The sequence below is a fragment of the Saccharopolyspora erythraea NRRL 2338 genome, assembly GCF_000062885.1.
Lineage (GTDB): Bacteria > Actinomycetota > Actinomycetes > Mycobacteriales > Pseudonocardiaceae > Saccharopolyspora_D > Saccharopolyspora_D erythraea.
In genome coordinates this window covers 7,068,360-7,092,010 of sequence record NC_009142.1, presented here as the reverse complement: position 1 = coordinate 7,092,010, position 23,651 = coordinate 7,068,360, and the positions used below count along the sequence as shown (strand labels likewise).

At 71.6% G+C, this 23,651-nt stretch carries 20 protein-coding genes; 12 read left to right on the top strand and 8 right to left on the bottom strand.

Going from position 1 to position 23,651, the window contains the following annotated elements:
* Positions 1–292 precede the first annotated feature (292 nt).
* Together SACE_RS30435 and SACE_RS30430 are read left to right on the top strand one after the other, a co-directional pair.
* Positions 293–712: a DUF485 domain-containing protein gene (locus SACE_RS30435; protein WP_009946043.1), complete on the top strand. Its 420-nt coding sequence runs from the start codon at positions 293–295 to the stop codon at positions 710–712.
* Entirely contained in the window at positions 709–2,277 is a 1,569-nt protein-coding gene (locus SACE_RS30430; protein ID WP_009946044.1) for a solute symporter family protein, read from the top strand. The genes SACE_RS30435 and SACE_RS30430 overlap by 4 nt, the downstream gene beginning before the upstream one ends.
* Positions 2,278–2,368: 91 nt before the next feature.
* Here the strand turns inward: SACE_RS30430 and SACE_RS30425 are convergent, their stop codons facing one another.
* Together SACE_RS30425 and SACE_RS30420 are read right to left on the bottom strand one after the other, a co-directional pair.
* The gene (locus SACE_RS30425) at positions 2,369–3,226 is read right to left on the bottom strand and encodes a lytic polysaccharide monooxygenase auxiliary activity family 9 protein (RefSeq protein WP_009946045.1); all 858 of its coding nucleotides are present in this window, start codon (positions 3,224–3,226) and stop codon (positions 2,369–2,371) included.
* Between the two features lie 215 nt (positions 3,227–3,441).
* Positions 3,442–4,932, bottom strand: a complete 1,491-nt coding sequence (locus SACE_RS30420) for an alpha/beta hydrolase (protein ID WP_009946046.1) — start codon at positions 4,930–4,932, stop codon at positions 3,442–3,444.
* Positions 4,933–5,032: 100 nt separating this feature from the next.
* On the opposite strand from SACE_RS30420, the gene SACE_RS30415 reads away from it, so the two are divergent.
* The 10 genes from SACE_RS30415 (at position 5,033) to SACE_RS30370 (ending at position 17,199) form a co-directional block, all read left to right on the top strand.
* Positions 5,033–6,298, top strand: coding sequence for an ATP-grasp domain-containing protein (locus SACE_RS30415; RefSeq protein ID WP_011875020.1), 1,266 nt, complete (start codon positions 5,033–5,035; stop codon positions 6,296–6,298).
* Positions 6,295–7,179, top strand: a complete 885-nt coding sequence (locus SACE_RS30410) for a Rossmann-like domain-containing protein (protein WP_009946048.1) — start codon at positions 6,295–6,297, stop codon at positions 7,177–7,179. Before SACE_RS30415 ends, SACE_RS30410 begins: the two co-directional genes overlap by 4 nt.
* A 190-nt stretch (positions 7,180–7,369) precedes the next feature.
* A complete protein-coding gene (locus SACE_RS30405; RefSeq protein ID WP_011875018.1) occupies positions 7,370–8,455 on the top strand; it encodes a PLP-dependent cysteine synthase family protein in 1,086 nt (361 codons plus the stop codon).
* Positions 8,452–9,489, top strand: coding sequence for a dipeptide epimerase (locus tag SACE_RS30400; RefSeq protein WP_037303788.1), 1,038 nt, complete (start codon positions 8,452–8,454; stop codon positions 9,487–9,489). Before SACE_RS30405 ends, SACE_RS30400 begins: the two co-directional genes overlap by 4 nt.
* Complete coding sequence (locus SACE_RS30395) at positions 9,486–10,820, top strand: MFS transporter (RefSeq protein ID WP_011875016.1); 1,335 nt, start codon at positions 9,486–9,488, stop codon at positions 10,818–10,820. Before SACE_RS30400 ends, SACE_RS30395 begins: the two co-directional genes overlap by 4 nt.
* The gene (locus tag SACE_RS30390) at positions 10,754–11,602 is read left to right on the top strand and encodes a class I SAM-dependent DNA methyltransferase (protein WP_011875015.1); all 849 of its coding nucleotides are present in this window, start codon (positions 10,754–10,756) and stop codon (positions 11,600–11,602) included. Before SACE_RS30395 ends, SACE_RS30390 begins: the two co-directional genes overlap by 67 nt.
* Before the next feature lie 305 nt (positions 11,603–11,907).
* Positions 11,908–13,476, top strand: a complete 1,569-nt coding sequence (locus SACE_RS30385; RefSeq protein ID WP_011875014.1) for an ABC transporter substrate-binding protein — start codon at positions 11,908–11,910, stop codon at positions 13,474–13,476.
* Complete coding sequence (locus SACE_RS30380) at positions 13,473–14,420, top strand: ABC transporter permease (protein WP_011875013.1); 948 nt, start codon at positions 13,473–13,475, stop codon at positions 14,418–14,420. Before SACE_RS30385 ends, SACE_RS30380 begins: the two co-directional genes overlap by 4 nt.
* A gap of 17 nt (positions 14,421–14,437) precedes the next feature.
* Positions 14,438–15,316: an ABC transporter permease gene (locus SACE_RS30375; protein ID WP_021341667.1), complete on the top strand. Its 879-nt coding sequence runs from the start codon at positions 14,438–14,440 to the stop codon at positions 15,314–15,316.
* A gap of 125 nt (positions 15,317–15,441) precedes the next feature.
* On the top strand, positions 15,442–17,199 hold the full coding sequence (locus SACE_RS30370) for an ABC transporter ATP-binding protein (protein WP_009950603.1): 1,758 nt from the start codon (positions 15,442–15,444) through the stop codon (positions 17,197–17,199).
* A gap of 144 nt (positions 17,200–17,343) precedes the next feature.
* On the opposite strand, the gene SACE_RS30365 is transcribed toward SACE_RS30370, so the two are convergent.
* The 6 genes from SACE_RS30365 to SACE_RS30340 all read right to left on the bottom strand — a co-directional run bounded on the left by SACE_RS30365 (position 17,344) and on the right by SACE_RS30340 (position 23,473).
* Entirely contained in the window at positions 17,344–17,895 is a 552-nt protein-coding gene (locus SACE_RS30365) for a GNAT family N-acetyltransferase (RefSeq protein WP_009950604.1), read from the bottom strand.
* 550 nt (positions 17,896–18,445) lie between these two features.
* Positions 18,446–19,852 carry a sugar porter family MFS transporter gene (locus tag SACE_RS30360; protein ID WP_081495014.1) on the bottom strand — a complete coding sequence of 469 codons (1,407 nt, stop codon included), beginning with the start codon at positions 19,850–19,852 and terminating at the stop codon, positions 18,446–18,448.
* A gap of 22 nt (positions 19,853–19,874) precedes the next feature.
* Positions 19,875–20,723: a class II fructose-bisphosphate aldolase gene (locus SACE_RS30355; protein ID WP_009950605.1), complete on the bottom strand. Its 849-nt coding sequence runs from the start codon at positions 20,721–20,723 to the stop codon at positions 19,875–19,877.
* Positions 20,701–21,615 carry a 1-phosphofructokinase family hexose kinase gene (locus SACE_RS30350; protein ID WP_011875009.1) on the bottom strand — a complete coding sequence of 305 codons (915 nt, stop codon included), beginning with the start codon at positions 21,613–21,615 and terminating at the stop codon, positions 20,701–20,703. The genes SACE_RS30355 and SACE_RS30350 overlap by 23 nt, the downstream gene beginning before the upstream one ends.
* Before the next feature lie 27 nt (positions 21,616–21,642).
* A complete protein-coding gene (locus SACE_RS30345) occupies positions 21,643–22,533 on the bottom strand; it encodes an SIS domain-containing protein (protein WP_009950607.1) in 891 nt (296 codons plus the stop codon).
* A 157-nt stretch (positions 22,534–22,690) separates the two neighbouring features.
* Positions 22,691–23,473 carry a DeoR/GlpR family DNA-binding transcription regulator gene (locus SACE_RS30340; RefSeq protein WP_009950608.1) on the bottom strand — a complete coding sequence of 261 codons (783 nt, stop codon included), beginning with the start codon at positions 23,471–23,473 and terminating at the stop codon, positions 22,691–22,693.
* Positions 23,474–23,651 lie beyond the last annotated feature (178 nt).

Here is a 23,651-nt window from a genome sequence, read left to right as displayed (position 1 = left end):
CGGTGAAAGCGGGTTCCGGGCAGGTGTTCGAGCAGCTCCGACCATGATCCGGAACTGTGCGTGATCGACGAATTCATCAAAGCGTGTGCTGTGTCGCTGCGGCATCTTCCGCTGCGCGGATCTGTCGCTAAACTTCCGGCGCTGTTGGCGTCGCTGGGGACATCCAGCTCGCGGTTGTCGGCGCCAAGGGATTCGCGAAGCCGTACGAAAACGTGGAACGCGCGAACCGCGGCGGCAGGCGGTGCCGCCCGGTGGTCCCGCACGCGCGACGACAGACCGCTTGGAAGGACGCATGCCCTACGCACCCCAGTCCCCGTCGCAGACGAGATCCGCGGGCGGGAGACGACCGGCCACCTTCGGTGCGATCGACCAGACGTCGGTGGCGCAGGACCCGGAGGCCCCGCTGGACTTCGTCCGCATCGCCGAGAGCCCCGACTTCCTCGAGCTGAAGTACCGGCTGCGCGCGTTCGTCTTCCCGACGAGCGTGCTGTTCTTCGTCTGGTACCTCGGTTATGTCGTGCTGGCCGCCTACTTCCCCGGCGTCATGTCGGTCCGGCTGGCCGGCGTGATCAACGTGGGGCTGGTCATGGGCGTCGGCCAGTTCGCCTCGACGCTGCTGATCACCGCGCTCTACGTGCGCTTCGCGGTCCGCGAGCTCGACCCGCGGATCGCCGAGCTGCGCGACCGCCACCTCGGAGGTGATCCGCGGTGATCGCGGCCAACCCGGTGCTCAACATCAGCATCTTCGGCGTGTTCGTGCTGATCACGCTGTTCGTGGTCTACCGGGCCAGCAGCATGGGCACCACGTCGGACTACTACGCCGCGGGCGGCGGTTTCAACGGCGCGCAGAACGGAATCGCGCTCTCCGGCGACTTCCTGTCGGCGGCGTCCTTCCTGGGCATCGCCGGGGCGATCGCGGTGTACGGCTACGACGGGTTCCTGTACTCCATCGGGTTCCTCGTCGGCTGGCTGGTGAACCTGCTGCTGGTCGCCGAGCTCACGCGCAACACCGGCCGGTTCACCATGGGCGACGTGCTCAGCTTCCGGATGCGGCAGCGTCCGGTTCGGGCCGCCTCCGCGGTGTCGACCATCGTGATCTCGCTGGCGTACATGATCGCGCAGATGGCGGGCGCGGGCGGGCTGGTGGCGCTGCTGCTCGACGTGCACAGCAGCGGTGGCCAGGCCGTCGTGATCACCGTCGTCGGCTTCGTCATGGTCGCCTACGTGCTGGTCGGCGGCATGAAGGGCACGACGTGGGTGCAGATCATCAAGGCCGCGATGCTGATGCTGTGCGTCCTGCTGATCACGCTGTTCCTGCTCGGCAAGTTCGGGTTCAGCCTCACCTCGCTGCTCCAGCAGGCCGCGGAGAAGAACCCGCTCGGTGAGCGGATCTTCGATCCTGGGGCGCAGTACGGGGAGAACGCCATGACGAAGCTCGACTTCGTCTCGCTGTCCCTGGCGCTGGTGCTCGGCGTGGCCGGACTGCCGCACGTGCTGATGCGCTTCTACACCGTGCCCGACGCCAGGCAGGCGCGGCGTTCGGTGGTGTGGGCGACGTGCACGATGGCGTTGTTCTACATCTGCACGCTCGTCATCGGCTACGGCGCGGGCGCGGTCAGCGGCACCGAGGCGATCCTCGCGGCACCGGGCGGGCAGAACTCGGCGGCGCCGCTGCTGGCCTACCGGGTGGGCGGAACGGTGCTGCTCGGTGTCATCGCCGCGGTCGCGTTCGCCACGATCCTGGCCGTGGTCGCCGGCCTGACTCTGACGGCGTCGGCTTCGTTCGCCCACGACGTCTACGCCAACATCCTGCGCGGCGGGAGGGCCGACCCCGACTCGGAGGTGCGGGTCGCGCGGGTGACGGCGGTCGTGATCGGTGCGGCGGCCATCGCGGGCGGCATCCTGGTCAACGGGCAGAACATCGCGTTCCTGGTGGCGCTGGCGTTCGCGTTCGCGGCCTCGGCGAACCTCTCGACGCTGCTGTTCTCGCTGTTCTGGCGGCGGTTCAACACCCGGGGCACGCTCTGGGGCATCTACGGCGGCCTGGGTTCGTGCCTGCTGCTGGTGGTCTTCTCGCCGGTGGTGTCGGGCTCGCCGGACTCGATCGCGCCCGGCGTGGACTTCGCGTGGTTCCCGCTCAGCAACCCGGGCATCGTCTCCATCCCGGTCTCTTTCCTGTGCGGCTACGCCGGCACCCTGCTGGGCGGCGGACAGGTGAGCAGGCGCCGGTCGGCGGAGATGGAGGTCCGGTCGATCACCGGTATCGGTGCCGGCTGACGGGTGGATGGGAGAAGGAGGGCCCCTTCCCGCCGCGGCAGCGGGAAGGGCCCCTTCGCGTGGGGCGCGCCGACTCGTGCGCGACCCGGGATCAGCCGAACAAGCCGACGAACCGCTCCCACAGGCTCGGCGACTGCGCGGCCGGGGCGGGCGCCGGGGCGGCGGGCGCGGGCTGGCGCCCCGCGTGCGACTCATGCCCCGCGTGCGACTCGTGCGATTCGCCCGTCGCGTGCGACCCGTGGTCGTGGGCGGCCGAGGGTGCGGCGTCGGCGGGCTTCCGGGCTTCGAGCTGTTCGGTCCGCGCGGTGCCCTGCTGACTCAAGACGACGTCCGAGCACGAGTAGAACGCCTCCGGGCTGTCGGTGCGCTGCCAGATCGTGTAGATCACGTGCCGGCCCGTCTTGCCTTCGGGCACCTTGCCCGCCAGGGAGTAGCCCTCCGCGGTGTCCGGCGGGTTCTCGACGTGCATGAAGGGCCGGGCTTCGAGGTCGTCCCAACCCAGCGGCTGCGTCGGGTCCCAGCCGTCCTTGGTGATGTAGAGGTCGAAGTAGCCCTTGTGCTTGGCGGTCGCCTTGAAGTCGAAGGCGACGTCGCCGGTCTTCAGCTGGGTGGTCGGCCACGCGGTCGCGGGCTTGTCGAAGCCCGAGAACTGCGGGTTGTTGGCGCTGCAGAGCCTGCCGTCCGGGATCAGCTCCTGGTGCCTGCCGTTCGCGTCGCCGATCCGGTTGCTCATCCAGTCGTAGATCGGGGCGGGGCCGTTCTCGGCGACGACTCCCTTGCAGCCCTCGGACTGCGGGGTCTCGGCGCCTTCGAGGTAGCAGGTGTAGGCCCGCCCGGCAGGGGCCTGCATGTCCCCGTGGGCGAACGCCGCCTGCGGGGCGAGCAACGTGCCGACGATGGACAGACCACCGAGGGTGGCGGCGGCGGCCGCCTTGCGGCGCAGGTTCACGTCGAAACTCCTCATGTTCCTGCCGGATCGCGGTGTCGGGGCACCGCGATCCGGAGCTCTCGTTCGGGGCGCACGGATCATGGCCCACGAGCACCGCCGCGCTCCAGTCCGCGGATTTCCCGCATTATGCGGGCATCACTGCTGGTCAGAGCCCAGATCAGGTCATTGTGGCGGCCGCCGCCGCACCTCGGTCATAGCTTTCCTTTAAGGCTGCGCTATGGCTGGGAGGTCACCGCGCGAACCCGCGGTAGCCCGCCGCCCGCGCACTCGACGTCCTCGTGCGGCAGCCGTCCGCTCACCAGGTAGGCCGCGGCCGTGTCGTCGACGCAGGCGTTGCGCTGGCTGGCGAACACGCCGTGGGAGTAGCCGTCGTCCAGCGTGACCATCCGCGAACCGGGGAGCACCCGCTGCATCCGCCGGGCGCCGGCCAGCGGTGTGGTGGGGTCGTGCGCGGCCTGGGTGAGCAGGACCGGTGGCATCGCGGGGCTGCCGAGCCGGGCTTTCTCCCTTGGCGCGGGCCAGAAAGCGCACGTCGTCGCTTCGAGTCCGGTCAGGACTGGCAGAGGATCCGCCGCGCGGAGAGCGCGGACGTCGTGGACGACCTCCTCCGCCCTCGGCCGGGCGCTGTCGGCGCACTTGACGGTCCGCAGCGCCGCTTCGTAGTTGCGGGACTCCGTATCGCCTTCCGGTTCGGCGGGTTCGAACCCGGATGCGTCGCCGGAGGCGAGCAAAGCGCTCAGCGCGTGGGCGAACGGCTCCCAGCGCTCGGTGCGGGAGAGAGTCCGGTACACGAACCGGTCGAACTCCGCGGGCCCGACACCGCCCGCCGCCGGATGCGCGCTGAGGCGGGCACGCGCCTCGGTGTAGTTCGCCCGCACTTCTTCCGCTGTCGCGCCAAGTCCGAGCGACGGGTGCGCGGCGACCCAGCGGAACAGCACGTCCCGCTGCTCGACCATCGCGAATCCCTGCTGGACGTCGAAGTCGTGCCAGTCGTCGGGGCTCACGACGCTGTCGAGCACCATCCGGCCGGTCCGCCGGGGGAACTGCGCCGCGTAGGCGGCGCCCAGGTACGTGCCGTACGAAACGCCGAGGAAGTTCAGCTCCCGCTTCCCCAACGCCTCGCGGATGACGTCCATGTCCCGTGCGGTGTTCGCGGTGCTGACGTGCGGCAGGACGTCGCCGACGTGGCGCACGCAGTCGCCGGCCAGGTGCCGCAACTGCCCGAGGTAGGCCTGTTCGCTCGCCGGGTCGGTGGGCACCGGATCGGGCGCGGGGTGCTGGAAGAGCCCGCCCGCGGGACCGCAGTCGACGGGGGCGCTGCGCCCCACTCCGCGCGGGTCGAAGCCGATGACGTCGAAGGAGCGCTGGACCGGCTCAGGCAACTTGGCCCGCTTCTCCGCCGCGTAGCCGAGTCCGGAGCCGCCCGGCCCGCCCGGGTTCACCAGCAGGGCGCCCCGGTACTCCCGCGGCGTGCCGGTGGCGCGGATGCGGGAGATCGCCACCGGCAGTGTTCGCCCGCCCGGGTCGTCGTAGTCGAGCGGGACGTCGATGGTCGCGCATTCGACAGGGGGTGCGGTGGGGACGTCGTCGCTGGTCCCGACGTCCGGTGGACAGGGGCCGAAGTGCGGTTCAGCCGCGGCAGGCGGACCGGCGGCGAGCAGGGACGTCGCGAGTGCGGTGGCGAGGCAGAGACGCAAGGCGATCACGATGAGTCACTTCCGGTCCTACACGATCGAAGGTTGTGGAGCTTATTGACAACGATTATCATCGCCGATCGTCGTGAACAACCATGAACGAGGGAGCTCCGTGGGCCACCTGCTGATGGTCGAGAGCTGGGTAGGCGCGATGAGCGCACTGCTTCCCCGGGGCATCCGGGAATCCGGGCACCGGTTCAGCTTCATCACCCGAGACCTGCACCACTACCTGCGATCCAGTCCGGTGCCGGGGGCGCACCCGCTGCTGGGGGCGGAGAACCTGCTCACCACCGAGACCAACGACGTCGCGGCGCTGGCCGAGCACGTCGCGCGGTTGCAGCCCGTGCTCGGGTTCGACGGGGTGCTGACCTCGTGCGACTACTACCTCCCCGCGGTCGCGCACATCGCGGCCCGGCTGGGGCTGCCCGGCGCGCCGCCGGAGGCGGTGGAACGCGCGTGCAGCAAGGACCTCACCCGCCGCGCGCTGCGCGAAGCGGGTGTGCCCGGTCCGGCGTTCGCGCTCGCCGAGAGCGCCGCCGGCCTGGAGGAAGCCGCCGCCGCGCTGGGCTATCCGCTCGTGCTCAAGCCCGTCGACCTGTGCGCCGGGATGTTCGTGCGCAAGGTCACCGACGACGTGGAACTGCGCGACGCATACGCCGCCCTGCGGCAGTTCCCGGTCAACGCCCGCGGGCAGCGGCGCAATCCGCTGGTGCTGCTGGAAGAACTGCTCACCGGCCCGGAGGTGAGCGTGGAGACGGTGACGTCCCGGGGCCGGACGTCCGTCATCGGCGTGACGGACAAGAGCATCGCCGGGGCGCCGTGGTTCGTCGAGACCGGGCACATGTTCCCGGCGGCGCTGGACCTCGACACCGAGCGAGCGGTCGTCGAGACCGCCGTCGCGGCGGTCGAGGCGCTCGGCCTGGACAACGTCGTCGGGCACACGGAGCTCAAGCTCACCCCGGACGGTCCGCGGATCGTCGAGGTCAACCCCAGGCCTGCGGGCAACCAGATCACCGAGTTGGTGCGGCGGGTGACCGGCATCGACCTCGCCGCCGCCTACGCGCAGGTGGCGCTCGGCGAGGAACCTGCGCTGGAACGGGCGGAGACCGGGGCGGGCAGCGCGGCGATCTCGTTCCTGCTGCCGCCGAAGGAAGGCGTGATCGGCGAGGTCGTCGGCGTCCAGGATCTCGACGGGGCTGACGGCGTCGTGGACTGGAAGTTCAAGTCCTCCGGCCACCGCTCGGGACCCGCCACCAGCAACAACAACTACCTGGGCCACGTGATGGTGACCGCGCCGGACCCGGGGCGGGCCAGGGCGAAGGCGGAGGCGCTGGTCGGCGGCCTGGACGTCCGCTACGCCGAGGAAGTGCCCGCGTGAACACCGCACTCGGAGCGAATGCCGTCGCGAACGCCGAATCGGGGAGTGGACCGGGCGAGCCTGCAACTCCGCGCGTCGAATCGCTCGACGACCTCGTCGGCCGGGTCCTGGATGGACGGATCTCGCCCGCGATCGCCGACGCCACCGCCAGCCTCGGATTCCTCACCCAGCAAGGGGTTCGGCACGCGTCGCGCGAGTGCTCGTACCGCAACCACGTGCTGAGCCTGCGCGTCGAGGACGCCGTGGGATCGTGCGCGGTGGAGCCGGGCGAGCTCGCCGAGGAGGTCGTGCTCGACTGCGTCGGCGCCCCGGTCCGGGAACTGCTGCACCACCCGAGCGCGGCGGTGCGCACGGCGGTGCTCGACGCGTTCCTGATGTGGACCGGGCCGCACGCGCGGCGGGCCGAAGAGGTAGTGATCGGGCGCGGGAACTCCCTGCACAAGTCCGTGCAGCGGGCCAGGGCCGTCGTCGACCTCGTCCCCGGGAAGCCGGAGCGCGTGCTCGTCGTAGGCGTGGTCAACTCCCTGCTCCAGCAGTTGCGGGAGCGCGGCTGCGGATACGTGCCGTGCGACCGCAAGGGCGGCGTGACGGAATGGGGCGAGCCGATCGCCACCGACGCCCACGCCGCGCTCGACGGCTGCGACGCGGTGCTCGCCTCGGGCATGGTCGTCGGCAACGGCACCTTCCAGCCGCTGCTGGAGCACGCGCGGGCGACGGGCAAGCCGTTCGTGCTGTTCGCGCAGACGGCCAGCGCCGTGCTGCCGTGGTTCCTCGGCTCCGGCGTCACCGCGGTCTCCGCCGAGCCCTACCCGTTCTTCTGGCTCGACGGCGGGCCGACCGCGATCTACCGCTACTCGGTCCAGGGGATGTTTCGGACGTGATTTTGCGTGGCGGTGCCGGTCGCGGGGTCGGGCCGAGCGGCTGCGCCGCTTCCAGACCAAAGACAGCACCGCGAGCTGCTGACGCCGCTTGCGAAAGCCCCTGGCCGGCACTTCCACCGGTGCCTCGGCGCACTCGCGCGCCTGCCTCGGCGCAGCCGCGCGCAACCACCTCGTGAGGGAAGGACACCTGTTGACTGTTCGGATCGAGGAGCGGGTGCCGACCGGCAACCCCGACCTCCTCGCGCTGCTGCCGGACACCCCGCTGGCGCGCATAAGCACGCCGCTCCCGCAGCCGCACCCCGGCTTCTGGGCGAAGCTGGAGTGCGTCAGCGTCGGCGGGATGAAGGCGCGGGCCGCGCTGTCGATGCTGGCCGGCGCCCGCCACCGGGCGGAGCTGCGGCCGGGCGCGCCGGTGGTGGAGTCGACCAGCGGGACGCTCGGGCTCGGGCTCGCCTTCGCCGGGCAGGCGCTGGGCCACCCGGTGGTGCTGGTCGTCGACCGGGAGCTGGAAGCGGGCATGCGGGCGCTGCTGCGGGCCCACGGCGCCCGCATCGAGGTCGTCGACCGCCCGCACCCGGTGGGCGGCTGGCAGCAGGCGCGGCTCGACCGGGTGCGTGAGCTGTGCCGCGAGCTGCCCGGCGCGTACTGGCCGGACCAGTACAACAACCCCGACAACCCGGCCGGCTACGCCGCGCTCGGCGAGGAGATCGTCCACCAGCTCGGCGCGGCCGACGTGCTGGTGTGCAGCGTCGGTTCCGGCGGGCACAGCGCGGGCACGATCCGGGCGCTGCGCAGGCACTGGCCGTCGATCCGGCTGGTCGGTGTGGACACCGTCGGGTCGACGATCTTCGGCCAGCCCGCGCGGCCCAGGGTGATGCGCGGGCTCGGCAGCAGCATCCACCCGCGCAACGTCGACTACGCGCAGTTCGACGAGGTGCACTGGGTGGGGCCGGCAGAGGCGGTGCAGGCGTGCCGGACGCTGGCCGAGCGCTCGTTCGTCAGCGGCGGCTGGAGCACCGGCGCGGTCGCGCTGGTCTCGGCGTGGGTGGCGCGGGTCGAGGCGGGCGCGCGGGTGGTCACGGTCTTCCCGGACGGCCCGCACCGCTACCTGCACACGATCTTCGACGACGACTTCTGCCGGGCGCGCGGGCTCATCGACACCCCGGTCGCCACCCGGCCCGTGGAGATCGCGCACCCGCGGCTGGACGAGGTCGAGGGCTGGGCGCGGTGCCGCGCGGTGCTCGACCCGCTGTCCCTCGTGGAGGTGCCGGCGTGAAGTTCCGTTGGACCGCTGGGGATTTGCGTCTCCGCGAGCCGTTCCGCATTTCGCGCTCGGTCATGCACGAGCGGGGCGCGGTGACCCTGGAGATCGAGCACGACGGCGTCGTGGGCTTCGGCGAGGTCGTCACGAGCGTCTTCTACGACCTCGACGTGGCACGCATCGAAGCGCTGCTCGAGTCGAATCGGGACGTCATCGAGGGATCCTCCGATCCGGAACGACTTCTCGCGTCGTTGCCGGACGGTCCGCTCGCGGCGGACGCGCCCGGAGTGCTGGCCGCGGTCGACGCCGCACTGCACGATCTCGTCGCGAAGCTCCGGGGTGTCGCGGTGCACGAACTGGTCGGCGCGCCGCGTCCCGAACGCGTCCCGACCGCCCGCACGATCGGCATCACCTCGCTGGAGCGGTCGGCCGAGACGGCGGAATCGCTGGCAGCGCGCGGGTTCGAGCTGATCAAGGTCAAGGTCGGTGCCGAAGAGCAGCCGGAGCTGGAAAGGATCGCCGCGATCCGGCGGGCGGCACCCGGCGCGCGCCTGCTGCTGGACCCCAACGGCGCCTGGCAACCGGAGCAGGCGGTCCGGATGCTCGAAGCGGCTCACCGGCACGGCGTCGAAGCGGTCGAGCAGCCGATCCCGGCCGGGACACCGCACCTGCTCGCCGAGGTGGCGCGGCGGTCACCGGTCCCGGTCATCGCCGACGAGGACGCCGCCGGGCTCGACGAAGTGCGCGCGCTGGGCGACTCGGTGCGGGGCGTCAACGTGAAGCTGGCCAAGTGCGGCGGCATCCGTGCCGCGATGCGGATCGTCGAAGCCGCGCGCGACCGCGGTGTCGAGGTGATGCTCGGGTGCCTGGTCGCCAGCTCCCTCGGCATCGCGCCCGCGGTGCACCTCGCGGGCCTGGCCCGCTGGGTCGACCTCGACGGCCACCTGCTGCTCGCGCACGACCCGTGGACGGGGATCGGCGGCGAGGACGGCGTCCTGCGCGTGGTCGGCCAGGCGGGCTTATGCGTGCGGCGGGCGGGGGAGACGTGAGGACCTGGCGCCTGATCCGCAGCTTCCCGGTCGCCGTGCAGGTCCTGCTGGTCAACCAGCTCGGTGTGAACACCGGCTTCTACCTGCTCATCCCGTACCTGTCCGGCTACCTCGGACACGACCTCGGGATGTCGGCGGCCGTCGTCGGCATCGTCCTGGGCGTGCGCAACCTCAGCCAGCAGGGCCTGTTCCTGCTCGGCGGGTCGGCCGCCGACCGCCTCGGTGCCAGAGGTGTCATCGTGGCCGGTTGCGCATTGCGCGCGGTCGGCTTCGGACTCTTCGCGTTCGGGCCGTCGGTCCCGGTGCTGGTGCTCGCGTCGGTGCTGAGCGGCCTCGCCGGAGCGCTGTTCAACCCCGCGGTGCGCGCCTACCTCGCGCAGGAGGCGGGCGACCGGCGGGCGGAGGCGTTCTCGCTGTTCAACATCTTCGCCAACACCGGTGCGCTGCTGGGCCCGCTGCTCGGCAGCGCGCTGGTCGCGGTCGGTTTCCAGCTCTCGGCGGTGGTCGCGGCGCTGATCTTCGCCGGGCTGACGGTGGCGCAGGTCGTGGTGCTGCCCGTGCGCCGGGTCGAGCGGCCGGCGACATCGGTGCTGGGCGACTGGCGCGCGGTGCTCGGCGACCGGCGCTTCTTCGCCTTCACCGCGGCGCTGACCGGCATGTTCGCCCTGCAGAACCAGCTCTACCTGGTGCTGCCGATGGAAGCGGCGCGGCTCACCGGCTCGTCCGCGCCGGTGGCGGTGATCTTCCTGGTCTCGACGGCCGCCACGCTCGCGCTGCAAGTGCGCATCACCCAGCGGTACCAGCGGCGGTGGTCCCGCGGCCGTTCGATCGCCGTGGGAATGGCGGTCATGGGCGCGGCCTTCGCCGTCACCGCGCTGGCCGCGGTGCTGGTTCCGGCCCCCAACGCCGGTGACGGAGCGGGGGCGACGGCGCTGCGGCTGCTGCCGGTCCTGGTCACGGCGTTCGGCCTGGCGGTCGGACTGATGCTCGCGCAACCCTTCGTCAACGAGCTGATCCCGTCGTTCGGCCGGGAAACGCTGTCGGGCACCTACTTCGGCGTGTTCTACCTGGCGTCGGGACTGGTCGCCGCGGGGGGCAACGCGCTCATCGGCTGGGCGATGGACGCGGCGCCGTGGCTGCCGTCGGCGCTGTGCGTGCTGATCGGACTGGCCTCGGCGGCGGCGGTGATCTTGCTGGAACGCAAGGGGATTCTCGACCCGGACGGCCCCGGGCGGTGCAGGGGAAGCAGAACAGGAGCAGACGGGTGCCACAACGAGTCCAAGACCAGGAGCAGCGAGCCGGAGTGCAGGTCGCCAGCAGCAACTTCCTGACCGACAACCCGGCGCTCTACGAGCAGCAGTTCCCCGACCCGGGCCACGTCGCGGCACGCTTCGTCGACGACGTCGTCCGCCGCTTCGGCGGGCCGGACGCGGGCTCGCTGCTCGACATCGGGTGCGGTACTGGGCGCGACGCCCGGTACTGGAGCCAGCGCGGCCGCGACGTCGCCGGACTCGACTCGTCGGAGCGGATGGTCGAGTACGCGCGGCGGCAGTGCCCCGACGGGGAGTTCGTGGTCGCCGACATGCGTTCCTTCGCGCTGGAGCGGCGGTTCGACGTCATCACGTGCCTGGACAGCGCGCTGCTCTACTGCCACACCAACGAGGACCTCGACGGCTTCCTCCAGCTCTGCCGAGCGCACCTCGTCCAACGCGGACTGCTGGTCGCGGAGATGCGCAACGGCGCGTTCTTCCTCGGCAACACCGAGCTACTCGACGGCGTCCGCGAGCGGACGGTGGAGTGGGACGGCGTCGGATATCGATCGCGCACCACGCTCTGGATCGACCACGCGGCGCAACTGCTGCGGCGCAGGCGGATCTGGGACTGGCCGGGCTGCCCGGAACCGCTCGACCAGCGCTCGGCGTGGCGCCTGCTGTTCCCGCTGGAGCTGCGCTCCTACCTGGAGCGTGCCGGTTTCGAGGTGCTGGCGGTGTTCGACGAGCCGGGTCCGCGCACCGACTCGCCCTGGCACGCCGATGCTCCGCTGTCGGAGGCGTTGGCGGGAGACCGGCTGCACTTCGTCGCGCGGGCCTGCGGCGCAGGTGGAGCGGTGTAGTCGCCGCATGGTGCCTGCTCCGAACTCCGCGGTCTCGCCGCGGGACCGCGGTCCAATCGCACCGAGGCAGGCCACGACTTCGGTACCGGCGCCTGTGTCTCGGACAGTTGCGGACCTGGTTTCCGGCGGCTGAACGCCGGTTGCCGGGCACCTTGACCCGAACTGTCGAAAAGAATTATCGTTTTCGTTAGTCTGTGCGAACCTGCCGCCGCGTCCTCCGGTGACGACGTCGTCCCGCTTCCGGCGAAATCCCGCCGTCGACCCGCGTCCACGTCCTGGTTCCACCGTCCCGAAGGGAAATCCCCATGCCTTCCGACCAGAACGCGGCCGACCGGCCGCGCCTGCACCGCCGCGGCTTCCTCGGCCTCACCGCGGCTGCCGCCGCGTCGGCCGCCCTCGCCGGCTGCGCCGGCGCGGGATCGGCCCCCGGCCCGGGCGCCGCGCGCCCCGGCGGGCGCCTGCGCGCCGCGTTCCCGGGCGGCGGCGCCGACGAGGTGCTCGACCCGCATGCGACCGACCTCTACTCGGAGATCGCGCGGGCGAAGGCGCTGTTCGACAAGCTCGCCGACTACGGCTCGGACATGTCGCCGCAGCCCCGGCTGGCCGAGCGCTGGGAGTCCAGCGCCGACCTGCTCACCTGGCGGATCACGTTGCGGCAGGCGAACTTCCACGACGGTCGCCCGGTGCGCGCCGCCGACGTCCTGCACAGCTACGAGCGCATCCTTCGCCCGGACAGCACCCGCCGGGCGAAGGCGAGCCTGTCGGTCATCGATCTACCGGGCAGCAGGGCGGTGGACGACCGCACCGTGGAGTTCCGGCTGAAGCGCCCGTACGCGGAGTTCCCGAACGCGCTGTCCACGCTCGGCGCATACATCGTTCCGGAGGGCGCCGAGAACTTCGACCGGCCCGTCGGATCGGGACCCTTCCGGTTCGCCTCCTTCGAACCGGGCAGGTCGTTCCTGGCCACCCGCAACCCGGACTACTGGGACGGTGCGCCTTACCTGGACGAGCTGGAGATCCTCGTGAGCAACGACGAGGCGGCCCGGGTGAACGCGCTGCTGGGCAGGCAGGTCGAGTACGCCCACGACCTGACCGCGACCACCGCGCGCACCCACGAGAGCACCGGGCAGGTGGCGATCCACCGGCTGCCGAAGAGCAACTTCCACGCGCTGGCGATGAAGGTCGACCGCCCGCCGTTCGACCGGCTGGAGGTCCGGCAGGCGTTCTTCCACCTCATCGACCGCGAGGAGCTGGTGCGCTCGGTCCTGCAGGGTTCGGGCGAGGTCGCCAACGACCTGTTCGGCAAGGGCTACCAGTACTACGCCGACGCGCTGCCCCAGCGACACCAGGACCTCGACCGGGCCAGGGCGCTGTTCCGGCAGGCGGGCGTGGAGAACCTGACGCTGGACCTCGACACCTCCGACGTGTCGCCCGGCCTGCGCGAGGCGGCGCTGGCCATCGCGGACCAGGCGAAGAAGGCGGGCGTGACGCTCAACGTCAAGCTCGGCAACAAGGACACCTACTGGTCCGACATCTCCAAGCAGGGCGTCATCGCCAGCTACCGATCCGGCGCGATGCCGATCGAGTCCCACATCTCGCAGCGGATGCTGAGCACCTCGACCACCAACAACACCAAGTGGAAGCGCCCGGAGTTCGACGCGCTCTACCAGCAGGCGCAGTCCACACCGGACAACGCGCGGCGCGCGCAGCTCTACCTGGACATGCAGCGGCAGCTCCACGACGAGGGCGGCTTCGTGTGGTGGGGCGTGTCGGACTGGCTCGTCGCGACCGCGACCAACGTCGGCGGGGTGGACGACCGCGCTCCGGCCAACACCCTGGACTGGGCGCGGTTCGACAAGGTGTGGCTGGGGTGAGCCTCCCGCGCTACGTCCTGCGCCGCGCGCTGCTCGGCGCGTTGCAGGTGCTGGTGGTCCTGGTGGTCGTCTTCGTGCTGGTGGAGGCGTTGCCCGGCGACGCGGCCGTGACCATCGCGGGCGACAACCCCGACCCGGCGGTCATCGCGACGCTGCGCGCGCAGCTCGGTCTCGACGAACCCGCCTGGCTGCGGCTGTGGAACTGGCTGGTCGGCGCGCTGCACTTCGACTTCGGCCGGTCGCTGGCGGGGCCGGCGGCGGTCGCCGACATCATCGGCTCGACCGTCGGCCCGACGCTGCTGCTGGCAGGGCTGACGCTGGCCTTGGTCGTCCCGCTGTCCGTGGTGCTCGGCGTGCTCGCGGCCAACCGCGAGGGGCGGATCGTGGACCGCGCCATCACGACCGGCACGCTCGGCCTGTACTCGGTGCCCGAGTTCGCGATGGGAATCCTGCTCGTCACCGTGTTCGCGGTGCAGCTCCGGTGGTTCCCGCCGACGGCGGTGGGCGCCGACCTGCTCAGCCGCCCCGCGGTGCTGGTCCTGCCGGTGGTGGTGTTGCTGCTGCGGCCCATCTGCTCGCTGAGCAGGCTCGTGCGTGCGGGGATGATCGAGGCGCTGCGCTCCGGATACGTCCGGCAGGCGCGCCGGGCGGGACTCTCGGCCGTGCGCGTGCAGCTCGCGCACGCGCTGCCGAACGCGGTCGCCCCCGCCGTGCAGCAGCTCGCGCGCACCGCGGACTGGCTGATCGGCGGCGTGATCGTGGTCGAGGCGATCTTCGTCGTGCCGGGACTGGGGACGACGCTGGTGGAATCGGTCTCGGCCCGCGACCTGCCGGTCATCCAGGGGCTCGCGGTGGTGCTGGCGACGACGACGGTGCTGGTGAACCTCGCCGCCGACGTCGTCGCCCGGATCCTGGCGCCGGCGGCTTCGGAGGCGGGGCGATGAGAGGAGAGCCGAAGGGGATGGATCCCGTGGCGGCGGTGGAGGCGAAGTCCGCGCGGCGGAGGGAAGAACGCCCCGCCGCGGCGGTCGAGCGCAATGGCGTGCGTGCGGTCGGGCGGTACGTCGTCGGGGGCGTCCTGCTCGGGATTCCTTTGCTGCTGGCGTTGTTCGGGCCGCTGTTCGCCTCCGGTGACCTGTCCAAGGACGCCGCTTTCACCCTCGGTGGCGGGCACCTGTTCGGGACGGACTTCGTCGGCCGCGACGTCTGGAACGAGGTGCTGCTCGGCGGCCGGTCGGTCGTGCTCGTGGCAGCGGTCGCGACCGCCGCGACGTACGCGCTGGCCGTGCCGATCGGCCTGCTGGCCGGGATGACCAGGAGCCGGCTGCTCGACGAGGTCGTGATGCGGCCGCTGGACGTGGTGCTCGCGATCCCCTCGATGCTGATGCTGCTGTTGCTCGCGTCGATCGCACCCAACGTGCTGTGGGTGCTGATCGGCATCGTGGTGCTGATCAACCTGCCTGACGTCATCCGCATCGCACGCGCCTCCGCGCTCTCGCTGTCGGCGCGACCGTCGGTGGAGGCCATGCGGATGCAGGGGGAGAGCTGGGCGCGCATCGCCATCGGCTACGTGGCCAGGGCCATGGCGCGGACCCTCGCCGCGGACTTCGGCACCCGGTTCACCGGCGCGATCTACCTGGTGGCGTCCGCGAGCTTCCTGGGCGTCGGGGTGTCGCCGCAGGCGAGCGACTGGGCGGCGATGGTGGACCGCAACCGGACGGGGCTGTTCATCCAGCCGTGGGCGGTCGCCCTCCCGGCGATGCTGATCATCGCGCTCTCGGTGGGCGTGAACCTCGTGTTCGACCAGTGGTGGCGCGGCCGTACGGAGGTGCGCGGGTGACGCAGGAATCGGTTTCCGGCGATGGCGCGGGCCGTGGCGGAGGCGATGGACGTGGTGGAAGAGGCGGACCAGGCGCGGGGCGCGGCGGAAGTGGTGAACCGGGCGCGGTCGGCGGGGCGCGGGCCGTGGTGGTGGAGGTCGACGGCCTGACGGTGTCGCTGGGCGAGGATCGGCTCGTCGACGGCGTGACCTTCACCCTGCGGGCAGGCGAGGTCGCGGCGCTGGTCGGTGAGTCGGGAAGCGGCAAGACGACGACCGGCCTCGCGCTCCTCGGCGAACACCCGCCCGGCGCGGCCGTCGGCGGCGTCGTGTCGGTGGCGGCCGACGACGGCGGTCTTGGCGGAAATGGCGGTGGAAACGGCGGACCTGCTGGCGGCGGACTTGACGGGCTGGCCGCCGCTGACGGCGTTCCTGGCGGGGACGACGGGGTTTTCGGCGGTCGCAGTGGCGGGATCGGCGATGACGGCGGTCGTCACGGGCATGGTGGCGGAAACGGCGGTCGCGGCGGCGGTGCTGGTCGGCGGCCGGTCGTCGGGTACATCCCGCAGCAGCCGTCGTCGGCGTTGAACCCGGTGCGCCGCATCGGTCCGGTGCTGGAGGAGATGGCGCGGCGCCACCTAGGCGCCGGGACGAGGTCCGAGCGTCGCCGCTCGGCGCGCGAGCGGGTGCTCGACGCGTTGCGGCGTGCGCAGTTGCCCGCGGAGCAGCAGTTCCTCCGCCGCTACCCGCACCAGCTTTCCGGGGGCCAGCAGCAACGCGTCGTGCTGGCGCAGGCTCTCGTCTGCCGCCCCCGGGTGGTCGTCGCCGACGAGCCGACCACCGGCCAGGACGCACTCACCCGCGCGCAGGTCGTCGAAGAACTGCGCATCCTGACCGCTCAGGGCATCGCGGTGCTGCTGCTCACCCACGACCTCGACGTCGTCCGCTCGCTGGCCGAGCAGGTGCTGGTGATGCGCGACGGGCGAATCGTCGAGTCCGGGTGCGCAGGCCAGGTGCTGGGAGCGCCGGAACACGAGTACACGCAACGACTCGTCGAATCCCAGCTCAGCGCGGAGCCGAGCGAGCAGGACGGCGGAGGAGAAGAGGCGAGCCGGGCCCTGGTCGGAGTCCACGGGCTCGACGCCGGGCATCGGCGCACGACCACGTTGGAGAACGTCTCGCTGGAGATCGCGGAGGGCGAGCGCGTCGCGCTCGTCGGCCGTTCCGGCAGCGGCAAGACGACGCTCGCGCGTTGCATCGCCGGCCTGCATCCGGCGCGGTCGGGGAACATCCGGCTCGACGGCGTCGACCTGCCGTCACGACTGCGCAAGCGCACGCGCGAACAACTCGCACGCATCCAATACGTCTTCCAGGACGCGCGTGCGTCGTTCAACGAGTTCGTGCCGGTGCTCGACCAGGTGGCCCGCACCGCGGAGCTGCTCCGGGGCGTGCAACGACCGAGCGCGCACGCGGAGGCGCTGGAGATGCTCGCGCGTGTCGGCCTCGCGGAAAGCACGGTCCGGCGCAGGCCCGCGGCGCTGTCCGGCGGCGAGTTGCAGCGGGCGGCGCTGGTGCGGGCTCTGCTGAGCGGCCCGGACCTGCTGATCTGCGACGAGATCACCTCGGGCCTGGACACCGCGACCCAGGCCGGGATCGTGGAGCTGCTGGCGGAGCTGCAGCAGGGTGCGGGCTGCGCCCTGCTGCTGATCACGCACGACTTCGGTGTGGTCGCGCACCTGGCCGGACGCGTGGCGGTGATCGACCAGGGGCGGATCGTCGAGCAGGGCGCGGCGGCGGCGGTGCTCACGTCGCCGGAGCACGCCGCGACGCGCGCGCTCGTGGCGGCCACGGCGGGCGCGGGCGAAGACGCGGCGGGAGCGACATTGGGGCGGACGCGAGGGTAGAAGCGGCGGGCTACGCGGGCGGGTTGAGGCGGGCGTCGGCCGCGGGGCGGTCGGTTGGCGGGTGCGGCGGGCGGTGGGTTGGCGGACGCGGCGGAGTGGTCGGTGGAGGCGGGCGCGGCGGTCGGCGGGGTGGGGACCGGAAGATCAGCGCGGCAGCGGGATTTCGAAGTGGACGCTGGGGCTGTACCGCGGATCCTCCCGCCCGTCGTAAATCTCCTTGGCCACGCTGCGCCAGAACGGCTCGGCGCCCTCGACGGCGGGATTCGTGTGCAGGTAGATCGCCGAGTAGCCGGCGGTGTCGGCGACGAAGTCGCAGGCCATCGCCACCAGCGCCCGCGCGAGCCCGTGCCGCCGGTGCGCCCGGTCGACGTAGACGCGGAACAGCTGGGCCGTCTCGCCCGCCGGGTAGCGGTCGACGAGCCACTGCGGATGCGGCGGGCACTTCGGACCGTGGGAGCGGATCGCGGTGGTGGCGGTGACCTGTCCGTCGAGGACCGCGACGAACAGCGCGTGCCGCGGGTTGCCGAGGTAAGCACCCTCGATGTCGACGACGTCGGCGTGCCACTCGGCGTGGTAGCCGTGCCCGAACTCCAGGTAGAAGGTGTCGAGCATGACCTTCCGCGCGCCCGTCACGTCCTCGGGACGCGCGGCGCGCAGGACGTAGTCGCCGTGGCGGTGTTCCAGGTGGTGCCGCATGAGGTCCTTCCGGAGTCGAGGAGGGAGGGGATGCAGGCACCAACCATACAATGACATTCATTTCCAATAGTGCGGTGGCGCGCGAGGATCACCTTCCCGGGTAGGGGTGACCCTTGTCTTGTGGGTGCTTTGCGGGTGCGCTTTGACATTGCGGGTCGCCTTGAGTGCGGGGGCGCGTGGGTTTTCGACGCATCCGGCGGGCCCGGCGGGTCACTTTGAGAGCGGGGCGCGTGAGTTTTCGGCGGACTCACCCTGGCCTTGCGGGTCGCTTTGGGTGGGGGTTTTCTGGGGCGCTCGCCGCCCCCCCCAGGCCCTCGGCGGGTCTCCGGGATGAGTGGGTTTTCGAGGCAGCTTGCGGTGGGGCGGTTGGCGGTTCTCATCCCGGCGACCTCCACGAGGGCTATCAGACCGGGTCAAGGGGGCCATTTTTCGAGGCAAGCTGCGGTTGGCATCTTTGGGCCCCCTTGACCCGGTCTGATCGGGCTGGCGCCAGGTCGACGGGATGAGAACCAACCACGGCACTGCCCGTGGGTGGGCCGTGCCGGTGTCGTCAGGCCTTCCGGTCCGGGGTCGTTGGTGTGGTTTCCGGCCAGCGGGCGCCGTTCTCCCAGTAGGTGCGGATGCTCTCCAGGGTGCGGCCCTTGGTTTCCGGGGCGAAGCGGAGGACGAAGGCGAAGGAGATGGCGGCCAGCACCAGGAAGATGACGAAGGTGGTGGCGCCGCCGAGGCCGTCCATCAGGGGGAGGAAGAACTGGGCGACGATCAGGTTCGCGATTAGGTCGGTGGTCAGCATCAGGGACGCCCCGAGAGTGCGCAGGCGCGCGGGGAAGCTCTCCGATGCGTAGACCCACACCAGGGAGCCGAAGCCGAAGTTGAAGCCCGCCGTGAAGACCAGGATGGCCAGGAATCCCCAGACCGATCCGCCCGAGCCCAGTGAGCCGGTGGCGAACACCAGGATCATGACGAGGCTGGACAGCATCATCGACGCGATGCCGCCGAGGAGGATGGGCCTGCGCCCGAAGCGGTCCACGATGAACAGGGAGCCGATCGTGGCCACCAGCGCCGCCGCCTGCACGATCGCGGGGAGGCCGATGATGGTGGCGTTGCCCTCGAAACCCATCTGCTTGAAGATCGTCGGGCTGTAGTAGGTGATCGCGTTGATACCGGTGATCTGCACCAGGAACCCGAGGGTGAGCACGAACATCGTGGCGGACGAGTACGGGGCGCGAAACATCTCACTCAGCCGTCCGCCGGTCTGGGTGCTGATCTCGGCCTCGATCTCGGCGATCTCGCGGTCGGCGTCGGCGCCGGGGTCGACCAGCCGCAGCGTGGCGCGGGCCTCCTCGTGGCGTCCCTTGAGCACGTACCAGCGGGCGGTGTCGGGCAGGCGCACCAGCAGGAAGACCACCAGCACCGACGGGACAGCCGACAGCGCCAGCATCAGCCGCCAGTTGCCCGACCCGGCCAGGCTCCAGTCCACCAGGTAGGCCAGCAGGATGCCGGTCACGGTCGCCACCTGGTAGCCGACGACGAGCCTGCCGCGGATCGCGGCGGGCGCCGACTCCGCCAGGAAGATGGGCGCCACGACCAGCGACAGCCCGATGCTGATGCCGAGGAAGAAGCGGGACACGTCCAGCCACAGGATGTCCGAGGTCAGACCCGACCACGCCGCGAAAACCGCGTAGCCGGCGACGACGATGAGCATCGTGGGCTTGCGGCCGACGGCGGTGGCCAGCTTGCCCGCGATCAGGGCACCGACGATGTTGCCCGCCACCAGCACCGTGGTGACGCTGCCCTGAAGGGCTGGGGAGAGCCGCATCTCCTCGGTGATGAACAGCAGCGCACCGGAGACGTTGCCGATGTCGTAGCCGTAGATGATGCCGATGGTCGCGGCCGCGATCGCGATCTTGCGGCCCATGGGGGATGTGGTACCCAGCGCGGGAGGTCTCCCGGACATGACACCCTCCTTCGGTTTGCGGTCAGGTGGGATTCCTGCGTCCGTCGAGGACGTCGAGCAGGCGCGCGGTCTCCTCGGCGACCGCCGAGCGGGCGGCACCGAGGTACTTGCGGGGATCGACGAGGGCGGGCTGGTCACCGAGGTGGCGGCGCACCTCGGCGGTGAAGGACTTGTTGAGCTGCGTGGCGATGTTGACCTTGGTGAGCCCGGCCCGGACCGCCGCCGACAGGCCCTCGTCGGGGACGCCGGACGACCCGTGCAGGACCAGCGGCACGTCCACCGCCGACCGCAGCCGCCCGATCAGCTCGAGGTCCAGCTCGGCGGTCCGGGTGAGCATCGCGTGCGAGCTGCCGACGGCGACGGCCAGCGCGTCGACGCCGGTGGCGGCGACGAACCGCGCGGCCTCCTGCGGGTCGGTCCGCGCCCCCGGGGCGTGCACCCCGTCCTTGCCGCCGACCTCACCCAGCTCGGCCTCCACCCACACACCGGCTTCGTGGCAGTGCTTCACGACGTCTGCTGTGGCCGCCACGTTGCCGGTGTAGTCCATAGTGGACGCGTCGTACATCACCGAGGAGAAGCCGAGATCGACGGCCTCGTGCACGAGTTCCGGCGACTCGGCGTGGTCGAGGTGCACCGCGACCGGCACGTCGGCGAGGCGTGCCGCGGCCAGCATCGCCGAGCCGATCGGCGCCAGCGCCCCGTGGTAGCGCACCGCGTTGTGGCTGAGCTGGAGGATCACCGGCCGCCGCCGGGCCTGCGCGGCGTCGACGATGGCGGTGATGTGCTCGGCCTGGATCACGTTGAACGCGGGCGCGCAGCCGCCTTCGGCGTAGGCGGGCGCGACGATGTCACCCGTGGTGGCGAGGGGCATGGATCTCCTCCAGGTGGACGGCCGCGAGCTGGCGCCGGTAGCTGTCCTGGTCGAATTCGCCCGCGACCGGGGCCGCCACGGTCGCGGCGGAGAGTGCGACGGCTTCTCGAAGCCGGTGCGGCCACGGCTCGTGCAGGGCAAGTCCCGCGGCGAGGGCCGCTACGACGGAATCCCCCGCGCCGGTGGGGTTTCCGCGTACGCGTTCGCCGGGCACGGCCCGGTAGGCGGTGTCGCCGGTGACGGCCAGGAGGCCGTCGGGTCCGAGCGATGCGACCACCGCGCGGGCCCCTCGCTCGATCAGGGCCACCGCGCCCGCCAGCGGATCGCGGCAGCCGGTCAGCTCGGCCAGTTCGTCGGCGTTGGGCTTGACGATGTCCGGGCGGGCCGCCAACGCCGATTCCAGGGTGTGCCCGGAAGCGTCCACGATGGACGGTGCGTGGACCTGTTCGAGCAGGGCGGTGTAGGAGTGCGGGTCGATGTTGCGAGGCAGGCTGCCGGAGAAGACCGCGGCGGAGGCCCGGCTGCCGTGGTCGACGACGTGGGCGGCGAACGCCGCCCACTCGCCGGTGCCGAGCTCCGGGCCGGGTTCGTTGAACAGCGTCGCCTCGCCGTCGTCGGTCGCGACGGCCGTGACGGTCCGCCGGGACTCCCCGCGGATCGGGATGATCGCGTGCCCGAGACCGGACGCGGTCAGGTCGTCGCGGATGAGTTCGCCGTGGACACCGCCGGCCGGGGCGGAAACCAGCACGTCGTGCCCCAGGCTGTGCAGGATCCGCGCGACGTTGACGCCCTTGCCGCCCGCCCGCTCCGCGACCGCGCGCACGCGGTGCGTGCCGCCCGGGACGACGGAACCCACGTGGTAGGTCACGTCCCAGGCGGGGTTGGGCGTCACGGTCAGGATCACCTCCGCGCCCCGCCGTCAGGCGTGCTCTTCGAGCAGCACGGAGCGCGTCAGGGAACGCGGGTGGTCGGGGTCCAGACCCCGCCGCTCGGCCAGCTCGATGGCGACCCGCTGCGCGCGGACCAGGTCGGCCATCGGGTCCACGGCGTGCTCGGCGAAGATGCCGCCGGTGGCGGCGACATCGTCGGCCAGGCCGTGCGGCGCGGTGCCGAACATCCAGGTGACGCGGCCGGGTTCGGCGATGCTGATCGGGCCGTGCCGGTACTCCAGCGCCGGGTAGGACTCGGTCCAGAACCGAGCGGCCTCGCGGAACTTCAGCGCCGCCTCGTGCGCGAGGCCGACGGTCCAGCCGGTGCCGAGGAAGGTGAACTGCTCCGCCTCCAGCAGGTGTCGCGGCAGCGGTTCGGCGAGCACTCGCTCGGCGTCCGCGACGGCCTTGCCGAGGTCCTCGCCGAGGTGGGCGCGCAGCAGGGCGAGCGCTGTCGTCGCGAAGCGGGTCTGCACCACCGACCGCTCATCGGCGCCGGACAGGTCGACGACGGTGTCCGCGCGCCCGGCGACCGCGTCCGGGGTGGCGGTGATGACGGTGGTCGGGACCCCGCCGCGGAGCTCGTCCAGGAGCCTGAGCACTTCGGTCGTGGTACCGGAGCGGCTGATCGCCAGCACGTGGTCGTAGGAGCGGGAGAGCGGCATCTCCGACGGCGTGAACGCGTCGGTGCGGCCACGGCCGCCGGTTTCCCGCAGCGCCGCGTAGGACTGCCCCATGAACCACGACGTGCCGCACCCGACCACGGCCAGTCGCGCGCCGTCGGCGGGCAAGAGGTCCTGCAGCGAGCCCGCGAGCGCGGCGGATCGGTGCCAGAGCCCGGGCTGGCTGGAGATCTCGGTCCGCGCGAACGACTGCGTCATCTCACGCTCCTTCGGAGGGAGTTGGCGGTGAAAACAGCCGTGACGGTATGTGCGCAAAACTGTTCGGTCAAGGCTCCATTCGAGCAACTGTGTGCGATGTCGTGATGCGAAAAAAGGGACCTCCCGGCTTCGGGAGGTCCCTGGAGGAGCCGCGGTGTCAGACCGCCTGGACGGTCGTCCCCTCGGCCTCGAACGCCCGCAACACGTCCTTCGGTGCGTCGTCGTTGGTGATCAGCGCGTCGATGGAACCGCTCGCGCAGATCTGCGCGAAAGCGCGCCTGCCCAGCTTGGAGCTGTCGGCGACCACCACCACCCGCGCGGCGCGCGAGGCCATCAGCCGGTTGATGCTCGCCTCGCCCTCGTGGTGGGCGTAGGCGCCCATCGCCGGGTCGATCGCGTCGACGCCCAGGAACAGCAGGTCGATCGTGATCTCCTCGAGGATGCGGGTCGCCAGCGGCCCGGTCAGCTCGAACGACTGCTGGCGCGCGACACCGCCGGTGACCACGATCTTGATGTGCGGGCGCACCACCAGCTCGTTGGCGATGTTGAGCGCATTGGTCACCACGGTCAGCCCCGGATCGCCCTGTTCGCCCAGGTCCGCGCGGGTGGCCAGGCAGCGCGCCACCTCGGTCGTCGTCGTGCCGCCGTTCAGCCCGATCACCATGCCCGGCTGCACCATCCGCGCCGCGGCGTTGCTGATGCGCTGCTTCTCCGGGGCGTGGCGCGCGGCCTTGTGCCGCAGCGGGAGGTCGTAGGCGACGCTGGTGGCCACCGCCCCGCCGCGGGTCCTGGCCAGCAGCTGCTGCTCGGCGAGGTGGTCGAGGTCGCGGCGGATGGTGGCGGCCGAGACGCCCAGCTCCGCGGCCATGTCCTCGACGTCGATGCGCTCGCGCTGGCCGACGATGTCGAGCAGCTTGCTGAGACGTTCGTGCCGGTTCACGCGGTTCCTTTCGGGCAAGCGGCGTAGGCGTGCAGCCGGGTTCGCAAAGTACTACAGCGTGGCATCCGCGCTCCCGGTCGCCGTGGACGGCCATGCCGACCGGATTGCACCGATCGGCCTAGCCGCAACCGGCCGCGCGAGCGGTACCGTGCACGAACCCCGAAGTGCAATCCTGTTC